At 66.6% G+C, this 26,192-nt stretch carries 28 protein-coding genes; 14 read left to right on the top strand and 14 right to left on the bottom strand.

What is annotated here, in order from left to right; all coding sequences use genetic code 11:
- The first annotated feature begins 176 nt into the window (after positions 1-176).
- From CR919_RS06180 to CR919_RS06155, 6 genes are all read left to right on the top strand, one after another.
- The gene (locus tag CR919_RS06180) at positions 177-569 is read left to right on the top strand and encodes a PTS fructose IIA subunit family protein (RefSeq protein WP_099819261.1); all 393 of its coding nucleotides are present in this window, start codon (positions 177-179) and stop codon (positions 567-569) included.
- A complete protein-coding gene (locus tag CR919_RS06175) occupies positions 562-831 on the top strand; it encodes an HPr family phosphocarrier protein (RefSeq protein ID WP_025874024.1) in 270 nt (89 codons plus the stop codon). The genes CR919_RS06180 and CR919_RS06175 overlap by 8 nt, the downstream gene beginning before the upstream one ends.
- A gap of 2 nt (positions 832-833) precedes the next feature.
- Positions 834-2,603, top strand: a complete 1,770-nt coding sequence (gene ptsP / locus CR919_RS06170; RefSeq protein ID WP_099819260.1) for a phosphoenolpyruvate--protein phosphotransferase — start codon at positions 834-836, stop codon at positions 2,601-2,603.
- A 217-nt stretch (positions 2,604-2,820) separates the two neighbouring features.
- Positions 2,821-4,182 carry a magnesium transporter gene (gene mgtE, locus CR919_RS06165; RefSeq protein WP_025874026.1) on the top strand — a complete coding sequence of 454 codons (1,362 nt, stop codon included), beginning with the start codon at positions 2,821-2,823 and terminating at the stop codon, positions 4,180-4,182.
- 11 nt (positions 4,183-4,193) lie between these two features.
- Complete coding sequence (locus CR919_RS06160; protein WP_099819259.1) at positions 4,194-4,460, top strand: hypothetical protein; 267 nt, start codon at positions 4,194-4,196, stop codon at positions 4,458-4,460.
- Positions 4,461-4,530: 70 nt separating this feature from the next.
- A complete protein-coding gene (locus tag CR919_RS06155; RefSeq protein WP_099819390.1) occupies positions 4,531-5,328 on the top strand; it encodes a prolyl oligopeptidase family serine peptidase in 798 nt (265 codons plus the stop codon).
- A 53-nt stretch (positions 5,329-5,381) separates the two neighbouring features.
- Here the strand turns inward: CR919_RS06155 and CR919_RS06150 are convergent, their stop codons facing one another.
- From CR919_RS06150 to CR919_RS06135, 4 genes are all read right to left on the bottom strand, one after another.
- Entirely contained in the window at positions 5,382-5,873 is a 492-nt protein-coding gene (locus CR919_RS06150) for a transposase (RefSeq protein ID WP_099819258.1), read from the bottom strand.
- A gap of 209 nt (positions 5,874-6,082) precedes the next feature.
- The gene (locus tag CR919_RS06145) at positions 6,083-7,033 is read right to left on the bottom strand and encodes an aspartate carbamoyltransferase catalytic subunit (protein WP_099819257.1); all 951 of its coding nucleotides are present in this window, start codon (positions 7,031-7,033) and stop codon (positions 6,083-6,085) included.
- Positions 7,034-7,049: 16 nt separating this feature from the next.
- Complete coding sequence (ruvX, locus tag CR919_RS06140) at positions 7,050-7,517, bottom strand: Holliday junction resolvase RuvX (RefSeq protein WP_099819256.1); 468 nt, start codon at positions 7,515-7,517, stop codon at positions 7,050-7,052.
- Positions 7,510-8,076: a YqgE/AlgH family protein gene (locus tag CR919_RS06135; RefSeq protein ID WP_099819255.1), complete on the bottom strand. Its 567-nt coding sequence runs from the start codon at positions 8,074-8,076 to the stop codon at positions 7,510-7,512. Before CR919_RS06135 ends, ruvX begins: the two co-directional genes overlap by 8 nt.
- An 81-nt stretch (positions 8,077-8,157) precedes the next feature.
- Here CR919_RS06135 and CR919_RS06130 point away from each other — a divergent pair, with 81 nt between their 5' ends.
- Together CR919_RS06130 and CR919_RS06125 are read left to right on the top strand one after the other, a co-directional pair.
- Complete coding sequence (locus CR919_RS06130; RefSeq protein WP_099819254.1) at positions 8,158-9,945, top strand: DUF4153 domain-containing protein; 1,788 nt, start codon at positions 8,158-8,160, stop codon at positions 9,943-9,945.
- Positions 9,942-10,487 carry a DNA-3-methyladenine glycosylase I gene (locus CR919_RS06125; protein ID WP_099819253.1) on the top strand — a complete coding sequence of 182 codons (546 nt, stop codon included), beginning with the start codon at positions 9,942-9,944 and terminating at the stop codon, positions 10,485-10,487. Before CR919_RS06130 ends, CR919_RS06125 begins: the two co-directional genes overlap by 4 nt.
- Before the next feature lie 33 nt (positions 10,488-10,520).
- Here the strand turns inward: CR919_RS06125 and CR919_RS06120 are convergent, their stop codons facing one another.
- Together CR919_RS06120 and CR919_RS06115 are read right to left on the bottom strand one after the other, a co-directional pair.
- Positions 10,521-11,228 (bottom strand): YitT family protein, encoded by a 708-nt coding sequence (locus CR919_RS06120; RefSeq protein ID WP_099819252.1) that lies wholly within the window; start codon positions 11,226-11,228, stop codon positions 10,521-10,523.
- 329 nt (positions 11,229-11,557) lie between these two features.
- The gene (locus CR919_RS06115) at positions 11,558-11,770 is read right to left on the bottom strand and encodes a DUF4287 domain-containing protein (RefSeq protein WP_025874036.1); all 213 of its coding nucleotides are present in this window, start codon (positions 11,768-11,770) and stop codon (positions 11,558-11,560) included.
- Between the two features lie 211 nt (positions 11,771-11,981).
- Between CR919_RS06115 and CR919_RS06110 the strand changes: the two genes are divergently transcribed.
- Positions 11,982-12,881 carry a LysR family transcriptional regulator gene (locus tag CR919_RS06110; RefSeq protein WP_089239281.1) on the top strand — a complete coding sequence of 300 codons (900 nt, stop codon included), beginning with the start codon at positions 11,982-11,984 and terminating at the stop codon, positions 12,879-12,881.
- Between the two features lie 73 nt (positions 12,882-12,954).
- Here CR919_RS06110 and CR919_RS06105 read toward each other — a convergent pair whose 3' ends face one another.
- The 4 genes from CR919_RS06105 to CR919_RS06090 form a co-directional block, all read right to left on the bottom strand.
- Positions 12,955-13,938 (bottom strand): aldo/keto reductase, encoded by a 984-nt coding sequence (locus CR919_RS06105; protein WP_099819251.1) that lies wholly within the window; start codon positions 13,936-13,938, stop codon positions 12,955-12,957.
- Positions 13,939-14,077: 139 nt separating this feature from the next.
- Entirely contained in the window at positions 14,078-14,746 is a 669-nt protein-coding gene (locus tag CR919_RS06100) for a PIN domain-containing protein (RefSeq protein WP_133119592.1), read from the bottom strand.
- A 41-nt stretch (positions 14,747-14,787) separates the two neighbouring features.
- Positions 14,788-15,951: a PilT/PilU family type 4a pilus ATPase gene (locus CR919_RS06095; protein ID WP_099819249.1), complete on the bottom strand. Its 1,164-nt coding sequence runs from the start codon at positions 15,949-15,951 to the stop codon at positions 14,788-14,790.
- A 79-nt stretch (positions 15,952-16,030) separates the two neighbouring features.
- Positions 16,031-17,068 (bottom strand): type IV pilus twitching motility protein PilT, encoded by a 1,038-nt coding sequence (locus CR919_RS06090; protein ID WP_004147099.1) that lies wholly within the window; start codon positions 17,066-17,068, stop codon positions 16,031-16,033.
- Between the two features lie 87 nt (positions 17,069-17,155).
- On the opposite strand from CR919_RS06090, the gene CR919_RS06085 reads away from it, so the two are divergent.
- Both CR919_RS06085 and proC read left to right on the top strand, forming a co-directional pair.
- The gene (locus CR919_RS06085) at positions 17,156-17,833 is read left to right on the top strand and encodes a YggS family pyridoxal phosphate-dependent enzyme (protein WP_099819389.1); all 678 of its coding nucleotides are present in this window, start codon (positions 17,156-17,158) and stop codon (positions 17,831-17,833) included.
- A 16-nt stretch (positions 17,834-17,849) separates the two neighbouring features.
- Positions 17,850-18,671 carry a pyrroline-5-carboxylate reductase gene (gene proC / locus CR919_RS06080; protein WP_099819248.1) on the top strand — a complete coding sequence of 274 codons (822 nt, stop codon included), beginning with the start codon at positions 17,850-17,852 and terminating at the stop codon, positions 18,669-18,671.
- A gap of 121 nt (positions 18,672-18,792) precedes the next feature.
- Here the strand turns inward: proC and CR919_RS06075 are convergent, their stop codons facing one another.
- Positions 18,793-19,668, bottom strand: coding sequence for a LysR family transcriptional regulator (locus tag CR919_RS06075; protein ID WP_099819247.1), 876 nt, complete (start codon positions 19,666-19,668; stop codon positions 18,793-18,795).
- 98 nt (positions 19,669-19,766) lie between these two features.
- On the opposite strand from CR919_RS06075, the gene CR919_RS06070 reads away from it, so the two are divergent.
- Entirely contained in the window at positions 19,767-20,369 is a 603-nt protein-coding gene (locus CR919_RS06070; protein WP_099819246.1) for a short chain dehydrogenase, read from the top strand.
- A gap of 37 nt (positions 20,370-20,406) precedes the next feature.
- Here the strand turns inward: CR919_RS06070 and soxR are convergent, their stop codons facing one another.
- Positions 20,407-20,841, bottom strand: a complete 435-nt coding sequence (gene soxR, locus CR919_RS06065; RefSeq protein ID WP_032951587.1) for a redox-sensitive transcriptional activator SoxR — start codon at positions 20,839-20,841, stop codon at positions 20,407-20,409.
- Positions 20,842-20,870: 29 nt separating this feature from the next.
- On the opposite strand from soxR, the gene CR919_RS06060 reads away from it, so the two are divergent.
- Positions 20,871-22,292, top strand: a complete 1,422-nt coding sequence (locus tag CR919_RS06060) for an MFS transporter (RefSeq protein WP_099819245.1) — start codon at positions 20,871-20,873, stop codon at positions 22,290-22,292.
- A gap of 20 nt (positions 22,293-22,312) precedes the next feature.
- Here the strand turns inward: CR919_RS06060 and CR919_RS06055 are convergent, their stop codons facing one another.
- A complete protein-coding gene (locus CR919_RS06055; protein ID WP_099819244.1) occupies positions 22,313-24,355 on the bottom strand; it encodes an alpha/beta hydrolase in 2,043 nt (680 codons plus the stop codon).
- Positions 24,352-25,329 carry a DUF4105 domain-containing protein gene (locus tag CR919_RS06050; RefSeq protein WP_099819243.1) on the bottom strand — a complete coding sequence of 326 codons (978 nt, stop codon included), beginning with the start codon at positions 25,327-25,329 and terminating at the stop codon, positions 24,352-24,354. The genes CR919_RS06055 and CR919_RS06050 overlap by 4 nt, the downstream gene beginning before the upstream one ends.
- 165 nt (positions 25,330-25,494) lie before the next feature.
- Between CR919_RS06050 and CR919_RS06045 the strand changes: the two genes are divergently transcribed.
- Positions 25,495-25,899 carry a GFA family protein gene (locus CR919_RS06045; RefSeq protein ID WP_099819242.1) on the top strand — a complete coding sequence of 135 codons (405 nt, stop codon included), beginning with the start codon at positions 25,495-25,497 and terminating at the stop codon, positions 25,897-25,899.
- Positions 25,900-26,192 lie beyond the last annotated feature (293 nt).

Here is a 26,192-nt window from a genome sequence, read left to right as displayed (position 1 = left end):
CGACACGGTAGCTCCACGCCATGCGTGGATGCATCCCTGTCAGGCATCGAAAAACGGATGCGGTCGGATCCTTTTTCAACGAAAAAGGGCTCCGACCCGAGCAACACTGAATACGGGACACAGTGCCCCTCTCCTGCTGCTATCGCCAATTCACCTTGACCTGTTAACGTGCAGTAATGACCTGTGGCATTCTCCTCGTAACACATCCTGGGGTCGGGATCGCCCTGCTTGAGGTGGCGACCCGGCTTCTGCGGCAGTTGCCGTTGAAAACCGAAGCTTTCGAAGTACCGTTCGACGCAGACCTGGATGCTCTGCTCCCGCTCGCCTCGGCCGCTCTGCGGCGGGTCGATGGGGGTGAGGGCGTGCTGATCCTGACCGACCTGTACGGCGCCAGCCCCGCCAACCTTGCCGGGCAGCTGGCCCGGTTGGGGACCCCGGTTCGCCGGGTGTCGGCGCTGAGCCTGCCGATGTTGCTGCGGGTGATGAATTATCCGGAACAGGGACTGGATCAACTGCCTGCCACTGCGGCGGCGGGCACCCGTAATGGAGCGATAGTCGACGATGCTTGAACGAGAACTCACTGTGAGCAACCGCCTGGGCCTGCATGCCCGGGCCACCGCCAAGCTGGTGCAGACCCTGGCGCCGTTCCGCTGCAACGTGACCATGGCCGCCAAAGGCCGTGAGATCAACGCCAAGAGCATCATGGGCGTGATGCTGCTGGCGGCTGGGCAAGGCACGCCGGTCACCATCCGCATCAACGGCGAAGACGAAGTGGCCGCGATGGACGCGGTGGTCGACCTGTTCGAGCGTCGCTTCGACGAGGACAACTGAGCGTGCCGCGCGCGCGCGCCGGCCAAGCCCCCACCGGCCAACGGCCGGTACAGCTGCTGGCCGGACACGGCGCCGCCCGAGGTACGGCGATGGGCCGCGCCCGCGTGCGCCTGCCGCATGCACTGGAAGTAGCCGAACAACGCGTCACCCCTTCCCAAGTTGAAGCGGAGCTGGCGCGCCTGCACCGCGCCGTCGACGCGGCACGCACGGAAATGCACGAGCTGCGCCAGCGCCTGCATGGTGCGCTGAACCAGGAAGTGGGTGAATTCCTCGACCTGCATGCACTGCTGCTGGACGATCCCGAACTGCTGTTCGGCCTGGACGAACTGATCCGCAGTGGCCCCTACAGCGCCGGCTACGCATTGCGCCTGCAGCGCGACCGCCTGGCCAAAGTCTTCGATGGCATGGACGATGCCTACCTGAAGAGCCGCATGGACGACCTCGACCATGTGATCGGGCGCATCCATGCCTTCCTGCAGCCCGAGCGGCCCGCAGCGGTGAAAGGCCTGGCCGGTGAAATCCTGGTCTGCGACAACATCGCCCCTTCCGAGCTGGCCCAGCTGCAGTCGCACGGTGTCGTCGGCATCGTCACCAGCGCGGGCAGCGCGCTTTCGCACAGTGCGATCCTCGCCCGCAGCCTGCACCTGCCGTTGATCGTCAGCGTGCCGCAGCTGCTGAGCAAGGTGATCGACGGCGACGTGTTGATCATCGATGGCGCCGACGGCAGCATCACCGTCAACCCGCAGGCCGACAACCTGCGTGACTACCGCGCACGCCTGAAGGAGCACGCGCGCGAGCAGCGCGAGCTCGGCCGCCTGCGCAGCAAGCCCAGCCGTACCCGCGACCAGGTCGACATCGCCCTGCTGGCCAATGCCGAATCGCTGGAGGATGTGACCCAGGCGCATGCGCTGGGCGCCCACGGCCTGGGCCTGTACCGCACCGAATTCCTGTTCCTGCAGCGCAACGAACTGCCGGACGAAGAAGAACAGTTCCAGACCTACCGCGATGCGGCATTGGGCATGAGTGGCCGCCCGGTGACCATCCGCACCTTGGATCTGGGTGCAGACAAGGCCGACCGCACCGGCCTGACCCTGAGCAACGAGGAAAACCCGGCGCTGGGCCTGCGTGGCGTGCGACTGTCACTGGCCCGGCCCAAGGTGGCCGACACCCAGATGCGCGCGATCCTGCGTGCCTCGGCCTACGGCAAGCTGCGCGTGCTGGTGCCCATGGTCAGCACCCGCGATGAACTGCTGGCGGTACGCCGGCGCATGCAGAAACTCGGCGAGCAGCTGCGCGCCGAGGGCCACATGGTGGCCGAGCACGTGCCACTGGGCGCGATGATCGAAGTGCCCGCCGCCGCGCTGGCACTGGAGAGTTTCATCGACCTGGTCGACTTCCTGTCGATCGGCACCAACGATCTGGTGCAGTACCTGCTGGCCGCCGACCGCAACAACGAAGCACTGGGCGAACTGTATTCGCCGCTGCACCCGGCCGTGCTGCGGCTGCTGCAGATGGTGATCGAGACCGGCGCGCGCCATCGCATTCCGGTGGCGGTCTGCGGCGAGATCGCCGGCGACGCACGGATGACCCCGCTGCTGCTGGCGCTCGGCCTGACCGAATTCAGCCTGCACCCGGGCACCTTGCTGGAAGTACGCCGGGCTGTCCGTGATGCCGACCTCGGTGCCCTGCGCGCCCGCGCACCGAAGCTGCTGGGCATGCGTGACCGCCGCGGCATCGAGCGTTGGCTGGCGTTGGTGGCGGACGCGTCCTGATTCCCGCGCTACGCGCTCGCCGGGCATGGCCCGGCGCTACCGCCGCGTGCCACCCTTGGTAGCGCCGGGCCATGCCCGGCGGAATGTGTGGACCCCGCTGGCCGCAGGCCAGCGGGGTATGCGCTGAAACATCCCCTTGCGATAATGACGCGCTGAACACCCCTGTTGCCGCATCCTTGCCAGGATCGCGGCTTTTCTTATCCCCGCGGGAGCTGCGATGGCTGAGGCTGTACGCCACGACAAGACTGCGCGCCAGTTGCGGATGCTGTCCGATGCACTGGACAGCGGTCGGCTGGGCCCGGTACGCCGTCTGGTCAATACCCTGGCGCCGGCCGAGATCGGCAACCTGCTCGAATCGCTGCCACCGGGCAAACGCGAGATCGTCTGGGGCCTGGTCGATCCGGAAGACGACGGCGAGGTGCTGGTCCACGTCGGCGACGACGTGCGCGAGAGCCTGCTCGCGGACATGGACCCGGACGAGATCATCGCCGCGGTCGAAGACCTCGACATCGACGATCTGGCCGACCTGGTCGAAGACCTGCCGGACACGGTCATCGACGAAGTCCTCAAGTCGATGGACCGCGAGAACCGCGAGCGCCTGGAACAGGTGCTGTCCTACCCCGAGGACAGCGCCGGCCGCCTGATGAACCCGGACGTGGTGACGGTGCGCGCCGACGTCAATGTGGACGTGGTGCTGCGCTACCTGCGCCTGCGCGGCGAACTGCCCGACCATACCGATCACCTGTTCGTGGTCAGCCGCCGCCATCAGTACCTGGGCCGCGTGTCGCTGGCCTCGCTGGTGACCCACGAAGACACCACGCCGATCAACCGCCTGATCGACGATGAGCAGCCTGCCATCGATGTCGGCGAAAGCGACCAGGAAGTGGCGCGGCAGTTCTCCGACCATGACTGGATCTCCGCGCCGGTGGTGGATGACAACAACATCCTGATCGGCCGTATCACCATCGATGACGTGGTCGACATCATCCGTGGCCAGGCCGAGCACCAGGCGCTGGGCGCCGCCGGCCTGGACGAGGACGAGGATCTGTTCAGCCCGGTCTGGCGCGCGATGCGGCGCCGCCTGATGTGGCTGTCGGTGAACCTATGCACCGCGTTCCTGGCCTCCAGCGTGGTCGGCCACTTTGAAGGCACCATCGACAAGCTGGTCGCGCTGGCCGTGCTGATGCCGATCGTCGCCGGGCTCGGCGGCAATGCCGGCACCCAGGTGCTGGCGCTGATGGTGCGCGGCCTGGCGCTGGGCCAGGTCGGCAGTTCCAACGCACGCACGCTGCTGTGGAAGGAAGTGCGGGTCGCCCTGCTCAATGGCGTGGTGCTCGGCTCGGTACTGGGCCTGATCGTGCTCGCCTGGTTCCACTCGCCCGGACTCTCGGCGGTGATCGCCATCGCGCTGACCTGCAACCTGTTGTTCGCGGCACTGGCCGGCGTGCTGGTGCCCCTGGGCCTGAAGCGCTTCGGCTTCGATCCGGCTTTGGCCAGCGGCATCTTCCTGACCGCGGTGACCGATTCGATGGGCTTCTTCACCTTCCTCGGCCTGGCCACCATGGTCCTGCTGCACTGACTGGAACTGCCATGGCAACGACAATCGAAAACTATTTTGCGCCGGGTTGGCGCGACCAGCTGCACACCTGTGCGGCCTGCGAATGGAAAGGCAGTTCGCGGGCAATGGTGATGGAGCTGGACGAGGACGCCACCGAGTACGTGTGCCCGGTGTGCGAGAACCCGCTGCTGGTGGTGCTGCATCCGGACATGGCGCAGGTGCAGGCCGCAGCCTCAGGCGGCAATGCCGAGGCACAGGAGCAGCTGCAGATCATCGCCAGCTTCCCGCGCCCGCAGTGATGCGGCGCACGATGCCGGGCCGGCCGCAGCGCACTACCATCGAAGCGACCTCGCCCTCATGGGAATCGCCATGCTTCGATCGTTCTCGCGCTGGCTGCCACTGCTGGCCCTGCTGATCATGACCGGGTGCGCCAGTACGCCGCCCGGTGCGCGCGGCCACTTCGAGGCACGCGCGGTGAAGGTGGACGGCGAGACGGCCTACTACCAGGTGTTCATTCCAGCCGCTGCCGCGCGCGCGGCAGGGCCGCTGCCGGTGGTGCTGTTCCTGCACGGCTCCGGCGAGCGCGGCGGCGATGGCGTGAAGCAGACCCACGCAGGCCTGGGCCCGTACCTGCGTCGGCACGCCGCCGATTTCCCCGCGCTGGCGGTGTTTCCGCAGGCACCCGGCCGAGAAGAATGGAGCGGCCGCAACAACCGTGTGGCGATCGCGGCACTGGACGCCACGATTACAGAATTCGGCGCCGATCCGGCACGGCAGTACCTGACCGGGATGTCGATGGGCGGCTACGGCAGCTGGAACATCGCCCTGGACGATCCGCAGCGCTTTGCCGCGATCGTGCCGGTCTGCGGCGCGGTGCTGGCGCCGCGCGCGGTCCGCCCCACCCTGTTCGTCGAACAGGTGGCGCGTGAGACCGATCCCTACACGGTGATCGCCCAGCGCCTGCAGCCCACCCCGATCTGGATCTTCCACGGCGCGCTGGATGATGTGGTGCCGCCGGAGGATGATCGCCGGCTGCATGCCGCCTTCCAGACCGCAGGCGCGCGTGATGTGCGCTATACCGAGTACCCGGACGGCAACCACAACGCCTGGGATGCCACCTACGCCGACGCGGCGATGTGGGCGTGGTTGTTCCAGCAGAAGCGCTGAACTACAGCTCCTGCTGGAAAACCTCCGCGGTGGGTGCCGACCGTTGGTCGGCACTATCTCTCCGAACCCATATGTTCAATTGACTGGAACCTCCCTTCAACTTCCCATCGACACCACGCATGGGGATATTCACCAAGCTGCGCGGTCAGCCCTGCCCTGATCGGATTTCCCAACACGTACATTGCATGACGGAACAGAGATTCATCGGAGCGGATCGCGTGATCGTGATAGCTCGATTGCCAGAATCGTCCTGACCGGCCGGACATGCGGTTGATCCGCAATGCACTGCTCGATTTGAAGCGTTGCATGATGTAGTCCAGCGAGAACGCGCGGAGCTCCACAAGCCAATGGATGTGGTCCGGCATGACCACATAGGCAAGTGAGTGCGTCAGACCTTCAGCATCAATGCGGCGGACCACGTCCATCACCACCTGCGCCGCAGTGGCATCGTCGAAGTAGCGTCGACGCCCTTGAGTGACGGTGGTCAGGATGTAGGATTGCCCGATCCGGGAATGGCGGCCAAGGCATAGGCGTGCACGGTTCATGGGCCCAAGCGTGTGCCTACCGGCAGTCCCCTTCTATCGGGCAACCCCTCCGATGCAGGTAGGGCTGTAGCCAATCAATGGTTGCGTCCAGCACCACGGGACTGACTGCACTGTGCCGACCAACGGTCGGCACCCACCGAGGCAGTTCAAGGTGAATCCTCCTCTGTGCCGACCAACGGTCGGCACCCACCCAATCGGGACGCGGGGTCTCAACCCAGCAGGGTTTCCAGCACGGCCATGCGTACGGCAACGCCGTTGGCGACCTGGCGCAGCACCCACGACTGCGGGCCGTCGGCCACGTCGTCGGTCACTTCCACACCGCGGTTGATCGGGCCCGGGTGCAGCACGGCTGCGTCCTTGCCGGCGCGGGCCAGGCGTTCGGTGTTCAGCCCGTACTGTGCGTGGTACTGCTCCAGCGACGGCACCAGCCCTTCTTCCATGCGCTCGCGCTGCAGGCGCAGCATCATCAGCGCGTCGACGCCTTCCAGCATCGCGTCGAAATCATCACCCACCACACAGCCCTTCAGGGTGTCGTCGTCCGGCAGCAGCGACTGCGGGCCGCACACGCGGATCTCGCCGACGCCCAGCGTGCGCAGCGCATGCAGGTCGGTGCGGGCCACGCGCGAGTGCTTGACGTCACCGACGATCACCACCTTCATCTTCGAGAAGTCCGGGCCCTTGGCCTGGCGCAGGGTCAGCATATCCAGCAGGCCCTGGGTCGGGTGCGAGCTGCGGCCGTCGCCGGCATTGATCAGCGCGGTGCCCTCGCCCGCCACGGCGGCCAGCGCGGCCACGGCGCCGTCATCCGGGTGGCGTACGACGAAACCACGCACGCCCATCGCTTCCAGGTTCTTCAGCGTGTCGCAGGCGGTTTCGCCCTTGCGCGTGGACGAAGTGGAGGCGTCGAAGTTCAGCACGTCCGCCCCCAGCCGCTGCGCCGCCAGATGGAACGAACTGCGGGTACGGGTGGAGGGTTCGAAGAACAAGGTGCACACCGCCGATCCGCCCAGCACGTGGCGCTTGTTGCCGACACGGCCGACCGCGGCATCGCGGATCTGGCCGGCGCGGTCGAGCAGCTGCACCAGGGTGTCGCGGGGAAGACCTTCAAGCGTCAACAGGTGGCGCAGGCGGCCGGAGTCATCGAGTTGCTGGGCGGTCATGGCGGGGTTCGTATCGTCAGGAAATGGGAATGGCGTCGTCCGGCGACGACAACCAGCGGTCGATGATCACCGCCGCAGCCACGGCATCGAGGGCGGCCGCATCGCGGCGGCGCTTGCGCCCTTCGGCGCGCTCGACGGCGAAGCGGCGGGCGGCCTCGACCGAGCTGGAACGCTCGTCGATCATCACCACCGGCAGTTTGAAACGTTCCCGCAGCTGGCGGGCAAAGCCCTGCGCGCGCTTGCGGTTGGGCTGGTCCTGGCCGTCCAGGGTCAGCGGATCGCCAACCACCAGGCCATCGGGCTTCCATTCCTTGAGCAGGCGTTCGATCGCCGCCCAGTCGGGACCATTGCCGTGCACATCGACCACGGCCACCGCGCGCGCATGCGCGGCGAACGCACTGCCGATCGCCACACCGATCCGGCGCGAGCCGACATCGAAGCCGAGCACGGTGCCATCGCGGCGGATGAGGGCCGGCTCAGACATGGCCGCTGTAATCGGTCAGCCGGAACAGATCGACGCCAATGCGCGAGGCGGCACCCTGCCAGCGCTGTTCCAGCGGCAGCTGGAACACCAGCTCGGCGTCGGCCGGCACGGTCAGCCAGCTGTTTTCGGACAGTTCGCTTTCCAGCTGGCCGGCACTCCAGCCCGCGCAGCCCAGGGTGACCACGGCGTTGGCCGGGCCTTCGCCGCGCGCCATCGCCTCGAGGATGTCACGCGAGGTGGTCAGGTACAGGCCGTCACCGACGACCAGGCTGGAATCCCACGCGCGCGCATCGTCATGGATGACGAAACCACGTTCGGGATGCACCGGCCCGCCATTGAGCACCGGACGCGCCTGCAGACCACCATCGACGGTGGCGATGTCCATCTGCGCCAGCACTTCGCCCAGGGTGTACTCGGACGGCTGGTTGACCAGCACCCCCATTGCTCCGTTCTCATCGTGCTGGCAGATCAGCGCAACGGTGCGGGCGAAGGTGGCGTCGATCAGCGACGGCAGCGCCACGAGCAGGTGATTGGCGAGGGAAGTCGGCGTTACTGGCATGGGCGTCATTCTAACCGCTGCGGCCGGATGCGGGCGCGAAGGGATGGGCTAGGATGGTGCGATTCCATGGAGGATTGAGCGATGCAACAGGATGCTCCGCTGCCCTGGTCGACCCGCAGCATGATCGTGCTGATCGCGCTGCTGCAGGGTCTGGCCTTGTACGCCGCACAGGAACTGGCGCCACACTGGCCCTTCCACGATCTGGCCTGCCGTTACAGCTGGAATGCCTGGGTACTGACGGTGCCTTCGGCCATCGCCCTGACCCTGGGCCACCTGCGTGACCGGCGCCTGTGGCTGCACGCCCTGCTGGCCTCGCTGCTGGTGATCGCGCTGGCCGCATGGGTTGGCTGGAATCTTGCCGGCGTCGAAAACATCTGGGTTGCGTCCCTGCGCGATCCGCTGTCGATCAGCCTGGCCATCGCCACCTTCGTGCTGTTGCCATGGTGGCAGTTCCGTCTGCAGCACGGGCATTGGCGCGCGGACTACCCGGCGCTGTTCGAGCGGGCGTGGCAGAACGGTCTGATCCTGCTGGTCGCGGCGGTGTTCACCGGCCTGGCCTGGATGCTGTTGTGGCTGTGGGCGGCGCTGTTCTCGGTCGTGAAAGTGGACTTCTTCCATCATCTGTTCAGGGAGCGCGCATTCGTCGCCCTGGCGACCGGTACCCTGGCCGGGTTCGGCGTGCTGATCGGCCGTACCCAGCATCGCGCCATCCAGATCATCCGCCAGGTCTTGTTCGCACTTTGCCGCGGGCTGCTGCCGCTGCTTTCGTTCATTGCGGTGCTGTTCGTGATTTCACTGCCGCTGACAGGCCTGGCCTCGCCAGGTGGCTATCGCTCGCAGGCGCAGGAGCTGCTGACTCTGGCAGTGCTGCTGGTATGCATGGTCAACGCGGTCTATCAGCGCAGCGGCATCGAGCGCCCCTACCCGACGATGCTGCGCCGGGTGGTCGAGGCCAGTCTGCTGGTGCTGCCGGTGTACACAGGCGTGGCGCTGTACTCGCTGGCGCTGCGCATCGGCCAGTATGGCTGGACCATCGAGCGCTTCTGGGGCGTGGGTGTTGGCGTGCTCACCGCCGGTTACGCCGCAGGCTATGCGCTGGCGGCGGTGCGCCGGAGCGAGCGCTGGCTGCAGGGCATCGAACCGGTGAACCGGGTGATGTGCTGGGCCGTGCTGGCCTTGGCCGTGCTGGGTAATACGCCGCTGCTGGATCCAGCACGCATCGCCGCCCGCAGCCTGGCCGAGCGTGTGCGTGCCGATCCCTCCGCACTGACGGTCAATGACAGCCGCCAGCTGCGGCAGTACAACGGGCGCCCCGGCGTGGATGCGCTGCGCGCGCTGCAGCAGGACCCGGTCATCCAGGCCGACCGGCGCGCAACGGCGATCATCGCCCAGCAGATGAAGGGTGAACGCGGTGCCAGCTATACCCTGGAGGACTACGTGGAGGCGGGTGTCTACGACCTTCCGACGCTGAAGCAGCGCATCACCCTGGCCAAGGGCAGCGCATCGCCGCCGGACACCTGGTGGACGAGCGTGCTGGAGCATATGGATGCAAGCGACTGCGTGAAGGAAGACAACGGCTGCATCGCCCTGCAGCGCGATCTGGATGGCGATGGCCAGCAGGAGGTGCTGCTGTGCAAGGAGGGCCGCAGCCGGGGGCCGGAGTGCGCGCTGCATGTCTGGCAGGACGCCCAGTGGCGGGAGGCGGCCGAGGTAAACTTCCGCGAAGACGATGGCAAGGCGGCGAACCAGGCGCTTCGCGACGGCCAGCTACGCATTGCGCCCAGCCGTTGGCCCGATCTTTCGCTGGGCGACCAACCGGCTGACATCCACCACTCCCATGACTTCGGCAGGATGAAGGAAAAGCAATGAGCGGATACTGCCGCATCGCCCCGGGCCACCCGGTGCACGAGTACTACCACGCCAACGAATATGGTTTCCCGCAGCGCGATGAGCGCGAGCTGTTCGAGCGCCTGCTGCTGGAGATCAACCAGGCTGGCCTGAGCTGGGAAACCATCCTGAAGAAGCGCGAGGGGTTCCGCGCGGCCTATGACGCCTTCGACGTCGATCGCGTCGCCGCCTATGCCGAGCAGGACATCGAGCGCCTGCTGTCGGACCCTGGCATCATCCGCAACCGCTTGAAGGTGCTGGCGGCGATCCACAACGCGCAGGTGATCCAGCAGCTGCGCCAGAGCCACGGCAGCTTCGCCGCGTGGCTGGACGCGCACCACCCGCGCAGCAAGGCCGACTGGGTGAAGCTGTTCAAGAAAACGTTCCGCTTCACCGGCGGCGAGATCACCGGCGAGTTCCTGATGAGCCTGGGCTACCTGCCGGGCGCACATGCCGAGGACTGCCCGGTGCACGCCACGCTGCTGAAGCTGGCGCCACCGTGGGTGCAGTCATCGCCCCGCTAATGCCGGCGACTGGCCGGCATTACCCTTGAGCCGTCAGACGCCCATGTAACGGCCCGGGCGGTGGTTGAACATCAGCACCAGGCTGAGCACCACCGCACCGATGGCCGAGTACATCACCTTCGACGGCGACAGCACGAAGAATGCAGCCACCATCAGGCATGCATCGAAGGACATCTGCACCTTGCCGGCACTCCAGCCGCGGGTGCGCTGCAGGTAGACCGCGAGGATACCGATGCCGCCGAGGCTGGCGCGATGGCGGATGAAGAACAGGATGCCCAGGCCGGACAGCGCGCCACCGACCAGCGCCGAGTACAACGGCGCGATATGCGAGAAGTCGGCCCAGCGCGGCAGGATGTCGGTCAGCAGGCCGCAGGCGGTGACCGCCGCGAACGTCTTCAGGGTGAATTCCCAGCCCATGCGGCGCACGGCCACCCAGTAGAACGGCAGGTTGACCAGCACGAACACCAAGCCGAAGTTCCAGCCCATGGCGTAGTGCAGCAGGAAGGCCATGCCGGCCATGCCGCCGATCATCAGCCCGCCCTTGGCGAAGATGGCCAGGCCCAGCGAGGCCACCAGCATCGCCAGCACCATGCCCTGCACGTCCTCGGCGACCGAGTGGCGCAGTGCCTTCTCGTCGGCGGGGGTGCCGGCAACATCCGGCGGCGGGGTCAGCGGACCAGCGGTGACCAGGTGGCCGTCAGCGTCGTCGCACGGCGCCGGGCCATGGGATTGGAGGGACATACAGGTGGGGGCACTACGGGTGGGGAGCGGTATTAGACACGATCTGCATGACAGTTGCAGATGAAATCGTTCAGTTGGGAGTTCCGGCGAACGACGCAGCCCCTCGTGGCTGGGCGGCATACTGCCTCCAAATCTGGCAGTGGGCCGGGCGGGTGGGCTGTGCAGGGGGCGCTGCAAGTACGTCCATGTAAGCTCGGTCGCCGCATCCATGCGGCTCACGCCCCTGCACAGCCCACCCGCCCGGCCTTGGACAATTTCCGTGCGCGTCCAGCCACGTAATGAGAAAAGAAGAGCAGAAGCGCGTCGCTGCGCTCGGTGGAGCGGTTGTCTCAGCGCTGGGTGGCCAGGTGGTGGGCGACCAGGGCATTTGCGTGGCCATGGCCCAGCCCATGCTCGGATTTCAGGAAGCTGACCAGCTCCATGTGCTTCAGCCCCGGCCGTTTGGCCAGCAGCCCCAGCCAATGCGTCACCGGCTGCCCGTAGGTCTTCTCGATGGACGGAAAGTAGGACGCCGGGCCCTTGGGTTTGCTGTCGGTGCTCATGTGCTGCTCCCTGTTGTTTGGAAAGTACCCATTCGACGAACCACGGAACCACAAATCGACATGGCGGATTTACAAACCAGCACCGGCACAACCCGGCACCTATCCACGCATGGCGTGGATCTACGTGTCGACCAAGGTCGACACCTACCAACTGCCTCGGGAACCTGTCGACGGCGGGCGCCGGGCGCAGCCCGGCCGTATCATCCCCCTCATGCCGCGTGAAAACCTCAACGACCTGCAAGCCTTCGTCCACGTCGCCCGCGAAGGCAGCTTCACCAAGGCCGCCGCCCAGCTGGGCGTGTCCCAGTCCGCCCTCAGCCATGCCATGCGTGGGCTGGAAGAACGGCTGGGCGTGCGCCTGCTGACCCGCACCACCCGCAGCGTCGCCACCACCGAGGCCGGTGCCCGTCTGCTGGAGACCCTGGCCCCGCGCCTGGCCGAGATCGAAGACGAACTGGCCGCACTGGCCGAATATCGCGAGCGACCCGCAGGTACCATCCGCATCAATGCCACCGGCCACGCCGCCGAATACCTGGCCTGGCCAAGGCTGGCGCCGCTGCTGCAGCAGTACCCGGACCTGAAGGTCGAGCTGACCACCGATTACGGCCTGGCCGACATCGTCGCCGAGCGCTATGACATCGGCATCCGTCTCGGTGAGCGCCTGGCACGCGACATGGTGGCGCTGCCGATCAGCCCGCCGCTGCGCATGCGCGTGGTGGGCGCGCCGTCGTACTTCCGCCAGCACGTGGCGCCGGTGCACCCGCACGATCTGGCCGGGCACAACTGCATCACCCTGCGCCTGCCCACCCATGGCGGCCTGATGCCGTGGGATTTCGGCCAGGACGGCAACGAGCTGAGCATCCGCGTCTCTGGTCAGTGGACCTTCAACACCATGGGCATGACGCGGGCGGCAGCGCTGGCTGGCAGTGGCCTGGCCTGGCTGCCCGAGGACCAGGTGCAGGCGGCCCTGCAGGAGGGCCGCCTGCAATCCACACTGGATGACTGGTGCCCGCACTTCGACGGCTATTACGCGTACTACCCGTCGCGCCGGCATGTCACCGTGGCGATGCGCACCGTGCTTGATGCGCTGCGCGGGCCGATGATGGATTGAGGAGTGCGGACCAACGGTCCGCACCCACCACAGGCCGAGAGTCCGCACCCACCGCAGAACGCACCCACTGCGATCAGCCCTTGGCCTGTGCCGCACGCTGCGCGTTGTAGCGCTCGCCGACGATGGCGATCTCCTGCAGCGTCTGCGCGATACGCTCCAGCTCGGCCGGCGACAACTGCAGGTCGGCGGCGGCCAGGTTCTCTTCCAGGCGATGGACCTTGGTCGTACCCGGAATCGGCACGATCCACGGCGCCTGCGCCAGCAGCCAGGCCAGCGCGACCTGTGCCGGGGTGGCACCCCGCGCCGCCGCGATCGTGGTGATGCGGTCAACCAGTGCTTGATTGGCCCGACGCGCTTCCACTTCGAAACGTGGCACGGTATTGCGGAAATCGTTGTCGGCGAAGGTGGTGTCGGCGTTGATCGCGCCGGTCAGGAAGCCGCGCCCCAGCGGACTGAACGGGACGAAGCCGATGCCCAGTTCCTGCAGCGCCGGCAGCAGTTCGCGTTCCGGCTCACGCCACCACAGCGAGTACTCGCTCTGCACTGCAGCCACCGGTTGCACGGCATGGGCGCGACGCACCGTGGCCGCACTGGCTTCGGACAAGCCGAAGTGGCGCACTTTGCCCTCGGCGATCAGGTCACGCACGGTACCGGCGACGTCCTCGATCGGCACGTTCGGATCAACGCGGTGCTGGTAGAACAGGTCGATATGGTCCGTGCGCAGACGCTTGAGGCTGGCTTCGGCCACCGCGCGGATGTTCTCCGGGCGACTGTCCAGGCCGGTGTCGACCTGTGCGTCCTTGAAGCCGAACTTGGTGGCGATCACCAGCTTGTCGCGGTGCGGTGCCAGCGCTTTGCCGAGCAGATCTTCGTTGGTATACGGCCCATAGACTTCGGCAGTGTCGAAGAAGGTCACGCCGCGTTCGACCGCCGCATGCAGCAGAGCGATGCCTTGGCTCTGCTCGACGGCGGGACCGTAGCCGTGGCTCAGGCCCATGCAGCCCAGGCCCAGGGCGGAGACTTTCAGGCCGCTGCGGCCGAGTTCACGTGTCTGCATCGTCGTGCTCCAGTAGGGGAGCGATGACGATACGCCTGCAGGACCGGCGGATTGAACGACCTGGATGACAGTCGGTCATGACTGGATTTCATGAATGCCGTCGTGCCACACACAATCCGGCATCCGCTGGTCGAGGTACCTACGCCACCTTGGACGGCAGCTGATAACGCACTTTGGTGCCCTCCAGCGTGATCCATTTCTTCTGCTGGAGTTGCTGAATGAGCGCAGTGACATCCTTTGCCGGCAGTGCTTTCTGAAACAGGCTGTGGATCGCACAGGTGAGCGACTTCATTGAAGCCGGCCGCGCCTTGCCCTGCTTCACCAACACCGCATGTACGCGCCGCAGACGCGCATCGACGCCCAGGGCTGGCGGCTTGGGCTTCGATACGATCGGCGCCGGAACCTTGGCCGGAGCCCGCTGCGTGCCACGGAGCATCGGCAGATCGGCCACGGAAGCGCACCGCAAGACGTTGAGATGACGCGATTGCAGGTGCGCAACCAGCGGATCGAAGCCGGTGTCCCTCGAAACGATCTGGAAGAAGGCGCTGGGATCGGCTGCCGCCATTTCGCCAATGTAGAAGGCTATATGGAAATCCAGCGCGTTGGAGCCGCTCCCATTGCAACGCACATAGCGGCCGTTGCTGCCCAATGCCTGGACTGCCTCGGCGACATCCATGCTGATCCGCGACTGCGATGCGCCAACAAAAATCAGCACGGTGAAACCAGGGGCAACCAACTCCCTGAGAGACGGAGGCTGCACATTCTCGTAATCGATGAGGACAACATTGCGAGCAAGCGGCATATCCATATGCACCCCATTTACGAGAGTCAACCAGCGGCAGCGGCCCCTCACCGGACCTCTGAAATCTCCACCCCATCCAGCCCCTGCGACAGGGTACGGGCATCGCCGCCCTGGCTGAGCTTGATGCGCAGGCGCACTTCGTTCTGCGAATCGGCGTAGCGCAGTGCGTCCTCGTAGCTGATCTCACCGGCCTGGTACAGCTCGAACAGGCTCTGGTCGAAGGTCTTCATGCCGAGCTGGACCGAATCCTTCATCAGCTCCTTCAACTTGTGGATCTCGCCGTCGCGGATGTAATCCTGCACCAGCGGCGTGCCCAGCAGTATCTCCATCGCGACCTTGCGCGAGCGGCCATCCGGCGACGGAATCAACTGCTGCGCGACCACGCCCTTGAGGTTCAGCGACAGATCCATCAGCAGCTGGTTGCGGCGATCTTCCGGGAAGAAGTTGACGATGCGGTCCATCGCCTGGTTGGCGTTGTTGGCGTGCAGCGTGCACAGCACCAGGTGGCCGGTTTCGGCGAAGGCGATGGCGTGGTCCATGCCCTCGCGGGTACGCACCTCGCCGATCATGATCACGTCCGGGGCCTGGCGCAGGGTGTTCTTCAGCGCGGCTTCCCAGCTGTCGGTATCGATGCCGACTTCGCGCTGGGTGATGATGCAGCCCTCGTGCTTGTGCACGAATTCGATCGGGTCTTCGATGGTGATGATGTGCCCGGTCGAATTCTGGTTGCGGTAGCCGATCATCGCGGCCAGCGACGTGGATTTACCGGTACCGGTAGCGCCGACGAACAGGATGATGCCGCGCTTGGTCATCGCCAGCGTCTTGATGATCGGCGGCAGGCTCAGCTCTTCCACGGTCGGGATGCGCGTCTCGATGCGACGCAGCACCATGCCGACCTGGTTGCGCTGGTAGAAGCAGCTCACACGGAAGCGGCCGACACCGGACAGGCCGATGGCGAAGTTGCATTCGTGGGTCTTTTCGAATTCCTCGCGCTGCGCCGGCGTCATCACGTTCAGCACCAGGTCGCGGCTCTGCTGCGGGGTCAGCGGAGTCTGGGTGATCGGCGAGATCTTGCCGTTGACCTTGATCGCCGGCGGCATGCCAGCGGTGATGAACAGGTCCGAGGCGCGCTGGTGCGCCATCAGCTTGAGGAACGAGGTGAAATCGATGGTGGTCGCGGTGGTGTTCACGGCGGGCTCCCAATGGGGCATGTACCAGGAATCGGTCGGTGGAGGAAACAGCGCGGGGCCGATGGCGCAGTGCTGCGCCCTGCCCCGCCATTGCCTCGCCTTACTCGAACAGACGCTTGTCCTTGGCGTATTCGCGGGCCTGGTTGCGGGTGATCAGGCTGCGCTTGACCAGGTCCTGCAGGTGCTGGTCCAGGGTCATCATGCCGTACTGCTGACCGGTCTGGATGGCCGAGTACATCTGCGCCACCTTGTCTTCGCGGATCAGGTTGCGGATGGCCGGAGTGCCGACCATGATTTCCCACGCGGCGGTACGACCGCCACCGACCTTCTTCAGCAGCGCCTGCGAAATGACCGCGCGCAGCGATTCGGACAGCATCGAGCGCACCATCGGCTTTTCGCCAGCCGGGAACACGTCGATGATGCGGTCGATGGTCTTGGCCGCCGAACTGGTGTGCAGGGTGCCGAACACCAGATGGCCGGTTTCCGCGGCGGTGAGCGCCAGGCGGATGGTTTCCAGGTCACGCAGTTCGCCGACCAGGATGATGTCCGGGTCCTCACGCAGCGCCGAACGCAGCGCCTCGTTGAAGCCGTGCGTATCGCGATGCACTTCGCGCTGGTTGATCAGGCACTTCTGCGAGGTGTGCACGAATTCGATCGGATCCTCGACAGTGAGGATGTGGCCGTATTCGTTCTTGTTGATGTAGTCGATCATCGCCGCCAGCGTGGTCGACTTGCCCGAACCGGTCGGGCCGGTCACCAGGATCAGGCCCTGCGGCTGCTGGATCACCTCGCGGAACAGCGGCGGGCAGGCCAGGTCTTCCAGGGTCAGCACTTCGGACGGAATGGTACGGAACACCGCACCGGCGCCACGGTTCTGGTTGAACGCATTGACACGGAAGCGCGCCAGCGACGGGATCTCGAAGGAGAAGTCGACTTCGAGGAATTCCTCGTAATCGCGGCGCTGCTTGTCGGACATGATGTCGTACACCAGCGCGTGGACCTGCTTGTGGTCCAGGGCTGGAATGTTGATCCGGCGAACGTCGCCGTCCACGCGGATCATCGGCGGCAGGCCTGCGGACAGATGCAGGTCGGACGCTTTGTTCTTTACGGAAAACGCCAACAGCTCGGCGATATCCATGAGCGGCTACTCCCCAATAACGGCTTCGACTGGAAGGATCTTTCCCCGGGCGGCAGTATAGCCTCCTGATTGAACGGAACGCGTTACGTGGCCACTCCCCTGCCCCAGATCCTGAGCAACCTGCACAACGCCGCCGATGCCGCCGGGCGGCCACCGCCGCGCCTGCTGGCGGTGTCCAAGACCCAGCCGGCCGAGGCCGTCGCCGCCCTTGCCGCGCAGGGCCAGACCGCCTTCGGCGAGAACTACGTGCAGGAGGCGCTGGCCAAGATGCAGGAACTGCAGCAGTTGGGCCTGGAATGGCATCTGATCGGCCACCTGCAGTCGAACAAGGCCGAGCCGGTGGCCACGCACTTCGACTGGGTGCAGAGCGTGGACCGGCCCAAGCTGGTCACCGCCCTGGCCCGCTACCGACCCGCTGAACGTGGCCCGCTGAACGTGCTCATCCAGGTCAACATCGATGACGAATCGAGCAAGCACGGCTGCGTGCCGGAGGACGTGGAGGCACTGGCCGCAGCCATCGCCGCCGAACCGAAGCTGCGGTTGCGCGGCCTGATGGCGATTCCTGCGCCGTGGCCCGAAGCCGAGCGCCGACGCGATGCGTTCGTGCGCATGCGCACACTTTTCGAGGCGCTAGCGGCCCGTCATCCGCAGGTGGACACCCTGTCGATGGGCATGAGCAGCGACTACGCTGACGCCATTGCCGAAGGTGCCACCCTGGTGCGCATCGGCACCGCCCTGTTCGGCGCGCGTCCGCGCCCGGCCTGATTCCAAGGAGATTCCCATGGCAGCTGATTCCATCACCTTCATCGGCGGCGGCAACATGGCCCGCAGCCTGATCGCCGGCCTGATCCGGCAGGGCGTGCCGGCCACGCACATCCACGTGGCCGAACCGGTGGCCGGACTGCGGGAAGCACTCGCTGCCGATTTCGGCGTGCAGACCCATGACAACGCGGCCGACGCGGCGGCACACGGCGACACGTGGCTGCTGGCGGTGAAGCCGCAGGTGCTGCGCGATGTCTGCCAGTCACTGCAGGTGCTGGCGCAGGCGAGCAAGCCCTTGGTGATCTCGATCGCCGCCGGCATCACCAGCGCGCAGCTGCAGCGCTGGTTGGGTGGCGCGCTGCCGGTGGTGCGCGCGATGCCCAATACCCCGGCGCTGCTCGGTGCCGGGGTTACCGGTCTGTATGCAACGCCGGCGGTGGATGCGCAGCAGCATGCGCAGGCCGAACGGGTTCTGGCCAGCGCGGGACGCACGGTGTGGATCGACGACGAAGCGCAGATGGATTCGGTCACCGCCGTATCCGGCAGTGGCCCGGCCTATGTGTTCCTGCTGGCCGAAGCGATGGAAGCGGCGGGGATCGCACAGGGCCTGCCTGCAGAGGCGGCGCGCACGCTGGTGGTGCAGACGCTGCTGGGCGCCTCGCGCATGCTGGACGAAGCCGGTGAAAGCCCGGCCGAACTGCGTCGCCGGGTGACCTCGCCCAATGGCACCACGCAGGCGGCGATCGAGAGCTTCCAGGCAGGCGGGTTTGAAGCGCTGGTGGAAAAGGCACTGCGTGCGGCGCAGGTGCGCGGGCAGGAATTGTCAGCGGCCAATGATTGAAACAGGTGTGCCGACCAACGGTCGGCACCCACCGCCATCCACGCATGGCGTGGATCTACTGACACCTGTCGCCGCTGGAATGCATGGTGCTCTTCAGTAGATCCACGCCATGCGTGGATGCTCATTGCCCCAATGTGGCCATGACGAAATCGACGAAACACTGCAGCCGCGGTCGAGGGCGACGATCGGGCAGATAGATCAGGTGCATCGGCCGTGGCTCGGGCAGATGGTCGCGCAATAGTGGCTTCAATCGTCCTGCCGCGATTTCACCGGCAAGCAGCGCGGTCGGCTGCAGCACCAGGCCCGCACCCGCCACGGCTGCTTCGCGCAGCGCGTAACCGTCATTGCTGGTCAGCCGCGCTTCCCAGTCCACCTGTTCGCCGTTGGCCAACTGCCAACCGTGGCCACCGCGCCAGGCCAGGTGGCTCAGGCAATCATGTCCTTCAAGATCGGCCGGCGTGCGCGGCGTGCCGCGGCGGCGCAGGTACGACGGTGACGCGCACAGGCTCATCGCATACGGCGGCAGCGGCCGCGCCACCAGTTCCTGCGACGGCAGCGGACCGACGCGGATCGCTGCATCGAAGCCATCCTCGATCAGATCGATGCGGCGATTGCTCAGGTCCAGTTCGAGGTTCAGCAGCGGCTGTGCCCGCAGCAGCTCGGCCAGCAGCGGTGCGAGTACACAGCTGCCCCAGGTGGTCGGCGCACTGACCCGCAACAGTCCGCGTGGCTGCACCTGCAGCCCGGCCACGTCCGCCTCGGCCTGCTGAACCTGTTCCAGCACCTGCCGGCACCCGGCCAGATAGGCGTTGCCGGCCTCGGTCAGGCGTTGGCGCCGGGTGTTCCGCTGCAGCAGCGCGGTGCCCAGGTGCGTTTCCAGCTGCTGGATGTACTTGCCGACCATCACCCCCGAGACATGCAGCTGGCTGGCGGCGGCGGAAAAACTGCCGTGTTCGGCTACGGCGACGAAGGCCTGCATGCAGCGCAAGGTATCCATTGCAAACCCATGGTTAGGAATATGCGAATCATACGCCCCTTACCAAACTGCCCAATGACGGCGCAGACTGCGTCCATTCCCTCTCGCAAGGAGCTGTCATGAAGATTCTTCTCGTCGGTGCCAGCGGCACCCTCGGCCAGGCCGTTGCCCGCCACCTGGGCCAGCAGCACGACATCCTCGCTGCCGGTCGCCGCAGCGGCAGCCTGCGCGTGGACCTCACCGACGACGCCAGCGTGCGCGAGCTGTTCGCACAGACCGGCCCGGTCGATGCAGTGATTTCCACCACCGGCAAACTGCATTTCGGCCCCCTGCAGCAGATGACACCCGAACAGTTCAACATCGGCCTGCAGGACAAACTGCTCGGTCAGGTGCGCCTTGCACTGGCCGCGCAGCACCACCTCAATGCTGGCGGTTCGATCACCCTGACCAGTGGCATCGTCAGCGCGCAGCCGATCCGCGATGGTGCCAACGCCACCGCCGTCAACCATGCACTGGAAGGTTTCGTGCGCGCGGCGGCGCTGGAACTGCTGCCGCGCGGGCTGCGCATCAACGTGGTCAGCCCGAACGTGCTGGTGGAATCGATGGAGGCCTACGCTCCGTACTTCCCCGGCTTTGAAGCAGTAACCGCACAGCGCGCGGCGCTGGCCTTCCAGCGCGCGGTGGAAGGCATCCAGAGCGGCGAAACGATCACCGTCTGGTAACGAGCGTGCCGACCAGGGGCGGCACCCACCAGCACGGTCAGCCCCAGCGCATCGGGCCGTCGCCGCGCTCGCCGAGCACGTCATCCGGGTTGGCCAGGCGGCAACGCTTCAGTGACAGGCAGCCGCAGCCGATGCAACCGGTCAGCTCGTCGCGCAGCAACTGCAGCATGTGGATGCGTTCTTCGAGCTCCACCTGCCAGCGTGCCGACAGCTTGGCCCAGTCGGCCTTGGTCGGCGCCCGCCCCTGCGGCAGGCTCTCGAACGCACGCGCCACCGCCTCCAGCGGCATGCCCACGCGTTGCGCCACGCGGATCACCGCCAGCCGCCGCAGCACATCGCGGGCGTAGCGGCGCTGGTTGCCCGACGTGCGCAGGCTGCTGATCAACCCCTTGCGCTCGTAGAAATGCAGCGCAGAAACCGCTACGCCACTGCGGCGGGCGACATCGCCGACGCTCATGTCCTGTGCCAGCATCGATTGACCTCAACTTTGGTTGAGGTGGCATGCTGCTACCATCGCCGCCAGATGACAAGCGCGGCCCGTCCGCCACCCGCAGGAACCCGATGCCCTCCCCCGCTGCCACGGCCGATCCGGTCGACGCCTCCATCCTGTCCGCGCGCTACCGCGCCACCACCGTGGGCATGGTCGCCCTGGTCTCCCTGCATGCCTTCGAGGCGCTCGCAGTGGCCGCCGCGATGCCGACCGTGGCCGAGGCCCTGGACGGCCTGCGCCTGTATGCACTTGCCTTCGGTGGCACCTTGGCCACCAGCGTGATCGGCATGACCCTGGCCGGCCGCTGGGCCGACCGCCACGGGCCGGCACGGCCGCTGTGGTGGGGCCTGGCATGCTTCGTGCTGGGCCTGCTGCTGGCTGGCTTCGCGATGCGCATGGGCATGCTGGTGGCCGGCCGTCTGCTGCAGGGCCTCGGCGCCGGTGCCATCTCGGTCTCGCTGTATGTGATGGTCGGCCGCACCTATCCCGAGCATCTGCGGCCGAAGGTATTCGCCGCGTTCTCTGCCGGTTGGGTGGTGCCCTCGATGATCGGCCCGGCATTGAGCGGGGTGATCGTGCAGCACCTGGGCTGGCGCTGGGTGTTCCTGGCGGTGCCGCTGCTGGCGATACCGGCCGGCCTGCTGCTGCGACCGGCGCTGGCGCGCATGCAGGCGCCAGCGACCGATATTGCCGATGATGGCCGCGGCAGCATCGTGCGCTGGGCCACCGGCGCGTCCCTGGCTGCCCTGCTGCTGTATCTGGGTGGGCAGCAACAGGGCGTGCCGGCGCTGGTGTGCATCGGCGTGGCAATGCTGGCGCTGTTGTTCTGCGTACATCGCCTGTTGCCCGCCGGCACCCTGCGCCTGCGCCGCGGCCTGCCCAGCGTGATCGCGTTGCGCGGTGTGGCCGCTGCTGCATTCTTCGCCTGCGAGGCCTACCTGCCCCTGCTGCTGCAGCGCGAGCGCGGGCTGTCGCCCAGCTGGGCCGGTGCCGTGCTGAGCCTGGGCGCACTGGGCTGGTTCACCGGCTCGTGGCTGCAGGGTCACCAGCAGCGCGGCTGGTCGCGGCAGCAACTGCTGCGCGTTGGCACGCCGCTGATGACCGTGGGCATCGCCGCAACGCTGGCGGTGCTGTTCACTGCGGTGCCACTGCCGGTCGCCCTGGTCGGCTGGACGCTGACCGGTTTCGGCATGGGCATGATCTACGCCAGCCTGTCGGTGCTGACGTTGTCGTTGTCACCGCCGCACGAACAGGGCGCGAACACCTCGGCCCTGCAGTTGAGCGAAGCGCTGTCGGTGACCACCGCACTGGCGGTATCCGGCGCGCTGTTCGCGTTGTTCGTGGAACGCGCCCCGCATACCGGTTACATCCTGTGCCTGGCCATCACCCTGGGCCTGGCCGCGTTCGCCACGGTGATCGCCAGGCGGGTGTAGGCGCCGCGGAGAGCATCCCGTTATGGCCGCGCCACCGTGCCCACTTCATCGATGTCCTGGTGCAGGATGCGGCGTACTTCCAGCACCGCCTGCGGGGTTTCCTGCACGCTGTGGCCGGAGATGATCACCTTCTCCGACAGCGCGCCGGGCAGGTGCGAGCTCCAGTACGGCACCAGCCCATCGTCGGACTTCTCCACCGGCAGTTCCGGTTTGCGCTGGGCGATGATCGAGTGGTACTTCAGGCCCGGCGTGATCGGCAGCTGTGCAGCGGCTTTCACGAACGGGTCGCTGGCCTTGAGGTTGTCGATGCTGTTGGGGATCTTCGGCTTGGCCGTGCCGTCCACCTGCTGCTCGGCCTGCGCCAGCGCCAGGAACACATCCTCGAACTTGCCGAGGATGGTCAGCGGCAGGCGAACGAGGCGGCCGATCAGGCGGCCGACCTTGTTGCCGGCGATGTCCGTGCCCTGGTGCGGGGCGGCGATGAAGATCGCACGCTCCACGTTCGGTTCGGCCTTGAAGTGCAGCAGCGGACCGAGCTTGGACTGCACCCGCTTCAGGCGTTCGCCCTTCAGGTTGTAGTTGGCCAGCAGATCGTTCCACAGCACGTCGCCGGAGTCGCTGACCAGCAGCCGCGCCAGCACGCCGCCCATGCTGTGGCCGATGTAGACCATGTCCCTGGAGGCACGGGTGCTGCCGTTCGGGTCGAAATGCTTCAGCGTGTCGTTGAATGCGTTGGCAATCTCATAGCGGTTCAGCGCAATCGGCGCATTGGTAGGGTAGTACACCTGCCACACCTGGAACTGCTGGCGCAGTTCGGGGTCACCCATGATCTCGTTGGCCAGGTTCACCCACGCTTCCGGGCTGCTGCCCAGGCCATGCAGCATGAAGATGATGCGGCGGTTCGGATCCCACGGCTGCATGAGGTAGATGTGCGGCTCTCCGATGCCCTCGCTCATGCCGAACAGGGTACGCAGCGACTGCGTGGCGAACCCGCTCTGCGCCAGCCACAGGCCGTAGGCGGCAGTGAAGTTGCCCGCCAGCGGCACCTCTTCGCCATGCAGGCTGATGCGCTCGGTCGCCTCAGGCGAATAGCCATCCAGCAGCACCTGGCGGGTGCGCATCACGTCTTCCAGCGTGTTGCCTTCAAAACGCAGCAATGCGGTGACGTTGATCGAGGACATCTCGCTGTACTCGGGCACCGAATCGTCGTGCTGGTGGCGGCGTCCGCGACGGACGCCCTCCTCCTGCTCGTCCTTGATGGCCTGCGCCTGTGCCGTTTCGGCCTTGGCCCCCTCCGCGGCGACTGCCGGCACCACCAGTTTCGGCGGGTCCATCACCATCACCAGCTCGGCACCGAAACCATCGCGGCGATAGGTGCTGCGCATGCCGACGAAGCTGACGGTACCGGCCGGCACCAGCTGCTTGGGAATGCTCTTCAGCGACAGCCGCTGGAAATCGGAAGCCAGCGTCCAGCTGCCTGCCGACACCGGCTTGGTGTAGTCCTCGCCGGCCAATGCGGCGGCGCGCGCGCGCGCGAACAACACCACGGCGGCCTTCTCCGCAGCGTAGTTGTAGTAATCGCGCACCTGCGTCTGCCGGTCCTCGAACGCGCGATCGGAGGGCGAGCGTCCGCTGTAGAACAGATAGGCGTAGCCATAGCGCGCCGCCTCCAGCCACGCATCCAGCGCTGCATCGCTCATCGGCGGTTCGTTGGCCGCCTGCTTCTTCGGCGTCAGTGCCAGAGCGGCCTTCACCCACAGCTCGGACAACGTCGACAAGCGCTGCTCGACGTTGAGGTCATCGGTCATCAACAGCGTGCTGCGGCAGACCAGGAAGTCCTTCTCGCACTGCGATTCGTCCAGCCCGGCCGCACTCAGCGTCTCGCGCGAGGCGGGGCTGAGCTTGCCGGTGTTGAGCACGTCGGCACGCTTGTTGACCAGGTAATCGCTGGACGCCACCTGCTTGACGGTGACCATCGCGCAGCCGCTGCCACCCAGCAGCAGGAAGGCAGCAAACAGCGCCGGCAGCACGCGCTGCCAGCGGAACAGGATCATCGGGGTCATTGCTGCGGGTCCTGCTCGGTGCCCGGGATGCCCTGGCGGATCACGGTGGAGAAATCATCGTCGGATGCCATCTTCAGCGCGCGCTCAGTGATGCGGCCCTTGGCATGCAGTTCGGCGTACGCCACGCCAGGCGTGAGCGCGCCCACCTCCTGCGCGTACTCGGCCAGGTAGCCCGAAGCCAGCAACCGGTAGTCCAGCGGCAGGCGCGGGGCGATATGCCGTGCCAGATCGAAGACGATCGTGGTGCAGTTGCTGGTCAGCGTGTTGTAGAAACCGGGCGCGGCATCGAGCTGATGCGCCTGGTCGATGTAGGCAGCGAACAGGGTCTTGAGCTGGTTGCGGTCCATGCCGTGCAGGCGGTACAGGTAGACATCCTCGCCGCGGGCGTTGGTGCGGGTGCGGATGATGTCGGTTTCTTCGGACGCGACCAGCGTCATCTCGAACTTGCGGAAGAAGCCGCCCAGTGCCGAGAACGATTCACCACGCTCCTTGCGGATTTCCAGCGAGAACACCAGATGGCGCCCGTCCTCGAATCCAAACGAGACCAGGGTGTGGGCGATCGCCGGCCCCATCCAGTACGACAGCACCAGGTCGGCCGAACGCAGCTGGTCCAGGTCGTAGCTGCGGCGCACCCAGCGCGCGTCGTAGTCGGTCTCGGTGCGCCAGGTGAAATCGCGCACGTTGTCCAGCACCACGTGGCGGCCATCGAAGGATTGCACGTGCAGGCGCTGCGCCACGTCATCGGCCCAGTCGCGGTCCTGGCGCGGGGTCAGCAGCAGCCACCACAGCCCCGCAAGCGCCAGAGCGCCGGCAAAGGCCGCCCACAGCCTGCGCGTGCCACGGCCGCGCGCCACCTGCCAGGCCGCCCAACCGGCCCCCAGCAACCACAGCAACGCCGCAGCACCGCCCAGCCAGCCCGGCCCGGGCATCTGGTAGGTCAACAGACCGGCCACCCACAGCGCCAGCAGCACCATCACACATCCTGTCATCCATCGTCCTGCGGCTTTCACTGGCATCCTGTCGGGGTCCCGGGGCGGCATAGTTAGCCACAAGCCGCCTCACGGCGACATCTACAACCGGTTCAGGCTGGCGCGGCCGGGGGCATACTGGCACCCACCAAGGGCGCGCAGGGAGCAGAGATGGGCATCACCACCGTGGCCGGCGTCGCCGTGCAGGCGCAGCATCGGGCCAGCTGTCATTGCGGCACGGTCGAGCTGCTGCTGGACCTGCCCGAGGGCATCGTCGACCCGCGCCGCTGCGATTGTTCGATGTGCCGGCGCCGCGGCGCCATCGCCGCCAGCGTGGCGCGGCACGGGCTGCAGATCGTGCGCGGGCAGGACCATCTGCGCCTGTACCAGTTCAACACCCACGTCGCCGAGCACTACTTCTGCGGGATCTGTGGCATCTACACGCACCACCGCCGCCGCTCCAACCCGGACCAGTACGGCTACAACGTGGCCTGCCTGGAAGGCATCGATCCGTTCGCGCTGGGAACGATTCCGGTCAATGACGGAGTGAACCACCCCGCCGACCGTACCGGTTAGTGCCGGCTGCGCCGGGGCGGCGGCGCGATCTTCTGCCACGGCGCCATGCTGGCCCGGCCGACGCGCAACGGGCGCTTCAACGGCGCTCGACGCGCGGGAGTGTCCGCTGCAGACGGCAGCGTCTCAGCGGGCAGCACAGGGCGCGAGGGCCAGAGTCGGTCGAGCAACCACATGGCAGGTCTCCGTGGGGGACGGGGACGCTCTACCCTACCGATGCCCGGGCCAAGACCGGGTGACGGCGCTGCGGCAGGCAGGTGACCGCCAGACACATTGTCCATGTGGCGGCCGCGCAC

Origin of the sequence: Stenotrophomonas sp. LMG 10879 (assembly GCF_002750935.1) — a bacterium.
In the GTDB taxonomy this organism is placed as follows: Bacteria; Pseudomonadota; Gammaproteobacteria; order Xanthomonadales; family Xanthomonadaceae; genus Stenotrophomonas; species Stenotrophomonas lactitubi_B.
Note: the sequence above shows the minus strand (reverse complement) of the source record. Positions and strands in the feature narration are given on the sequence as shown.

What these genes read in the sequence shown, in the direction of transcription:
- CR919_RS06075 (WP_099819247.1), bottom strand. Translation starts at nt 19,668, where the DNA reads ATGGATACCTTGCGCTGCATGCAGGCCTTCGTCGCCGTAGCCGAACAC.
- proC (WP_099819248.1), top strand. Translation starts at nt 17,850, where the DNA reads ATGGCAGCTGATTCCATCACCTTCATCGGCGGCGGCAACATGGCCCGC.
- CR919_RS06055 (WP_099819244.1), bottom strand. Translation starts at nt 24,355, where the DNA reads ATGACCCCGATGATCCTGTTCCGCTGGCAGCGCGTGCTGCCGGCGCTG.
- CR919_RS06180 (WP_099819261.1), top strand. Translation starts at nt 177, where the DNA reads ATGACCTGTGGCATTCTCCTCGTAACACATCCTGGGGTCGGGATCGCC.
- CR919_RS06070 (WP_099819246.1), top strand. Translation starts at nt 19,767, where the DNA reads ATGAAGATTCTTCTCGTCGGTGCCAGCGGCACCCTCGGCCAGGCCGTT.
- CR919_RS06100 (WP_133119592.1), bottom strand. Translation starts at nt 14,746, where the DNA reads ATGGATATGCCGCTTGCTCGCAATGTTGTCCTCATCGATTACGAGAAT.
- CR919_RS06045 (WP_099819242.1), top strand. Translation starts at nt 25,495, where the DNA reads ATGGGCATCACCACCGTGGCCGGCGTCGCCGTGCAGGCGCAGCATCGG.
- CR919_RS06115 (WP_025874036.1), bottom strand. Translation starts at nt 11,770, where the DNA reads ATGAGCACCGACAGCAAACCCAAGGGCCCGGCGTCCTACTTTCCGTCC.
- CR919_RS06060 (WP_099819245.1), top strand. Translation starts at nt 20,871, where the DNA reads ATGCTGCTACCATCGCCGCCAGATGACAAGCGCGGCCCGTCCGCCACC.
- CR919_RS06050 (WP_099819243.1), bottom strand. Translation starts at nt 25,329, where the DNA reads ATGGTGCTGCTGGCGCTGTGGGTGGCCGGTCTGTTGACCTACCAGATG.
- CR919_RS06130 (WP_099819254.1), top strand. Translation starts at nt 8,158, where the DNA reads ATGCAACAGGATGCTCCGCTGCCCTGGTCGACCCGCAGCATGATCGTG.
- CR919_RS06150 (WP_099819258.1), bottom strand. Translation starts at nt 5,873, where the DNA reads ATGAACCGTGCACGCCTATGCCTTGGCCGCCATTCCCGGATCGGGCAA.
- CR919_RS06175 (WP_025874024.1), top strand. Translation starts at nt 562, where the DNA reads ATGCTTGAACGAGAACTCACTGTGAGCAACCGCCTGGGCCTGCATGCC.
- CR919_RS06105 (WP_099819251.1), bottom strand. Translation starts at nt 13,938, where the DNA reads ATGCAGACACGTGAACTCGGCCGCAGCGGCCTGAAAGTCTCCGCCCTG.
- CR919_RS06155 (WP_099819390.1), top strand. Translation starts at nt 4,531, where the DNA reads ATGCTTCGATCGTTCTCGCGCTGGCTGCCACTGCTGGCCCTGCTGATC.
- CR919_RS06160 (WP_099819259.1), top strand. Translation starts at nt 4,194, where the DNA reads ATGGCAACGACAATCGAAAACTATTTTGCGCCGGGTTGGCGCGACCAG.
- CR919_RS06125 (WP_099819253.1), top strand. Translation starts at nt 9,942, where the DNA reads ATGAGCGGATACTGCCGCATCGCCCCGGGCCACCCGGTGCACGAGTAC.
- soxR (WP_032951587.1), bottom strand. Translation starts at nt 20,841, where the DNA reads ATGCTGGCACAGGACATGAGCGTCGGCGATGTCGCCCGCCGCAGTGGC.
- CR919_RS06090 (WP_004147099.1), bottom strand. Translation starts at nt 17,068, where the DNA reads ATGGATATCGCCGAGCTGTTGGCGTTTTCCGTAAAGAACAAAGCGTCC.
- CR919_RS06145 (WP_099819257.1), bottom strand. Translation starts at nt 7,033, where the DNA reads ATGACCGCCCAGCAACTCGATGACTCCGGCCGCCTGCGCCACCTGTTG.
- mgtE (WP_025874026.1), top strand. Translation starts at nt 2,821, where the DNA reads ATGGCTGAGGCTGTACGCCACGACAAGACTGCGCGCCAGTTGCGGATG.
- CR919_RS06110 (WP_089239281.1), top strand. Translation starts at nt 11,982, where the DNA reads ATGCCGCGTGAAAACCTCAACGACCTGCAAGCCTTCGTCCACGTCGCC.
- CR919_RS06095 (WP_099819249.1), bottom strand. Translation starts at nt 15,951, where the DNA reads ATGCCCCATTGGGAGCCCGCCGTGAACACCACCGCGACCACCATCGAT.
- CR919_RS06135 (WP_099819255.1), bottom strand. Translation starts at nt 8,076, where the DNA reads ATGCCAGTAACGCCGACTTCCCTCGCCAATCACCTGCTCGTGGCGCTG.
- CR919_RS06120 (WP_099819252.1), bottom strand. Translation starts at nt 11,228, where the DNA reads ATGTCCCTCCAATCCCATGGCCCGGCGCCGTGCGACGACGCTGACGGC.
- ruvX (WP_099819256.1), bottom strand. Translation starts at nt 7,517, where the DNA reads ATGTCTGAGCCGGCCCTCATCCGCCGCGATGGCACCGTGCTCGGCTTC.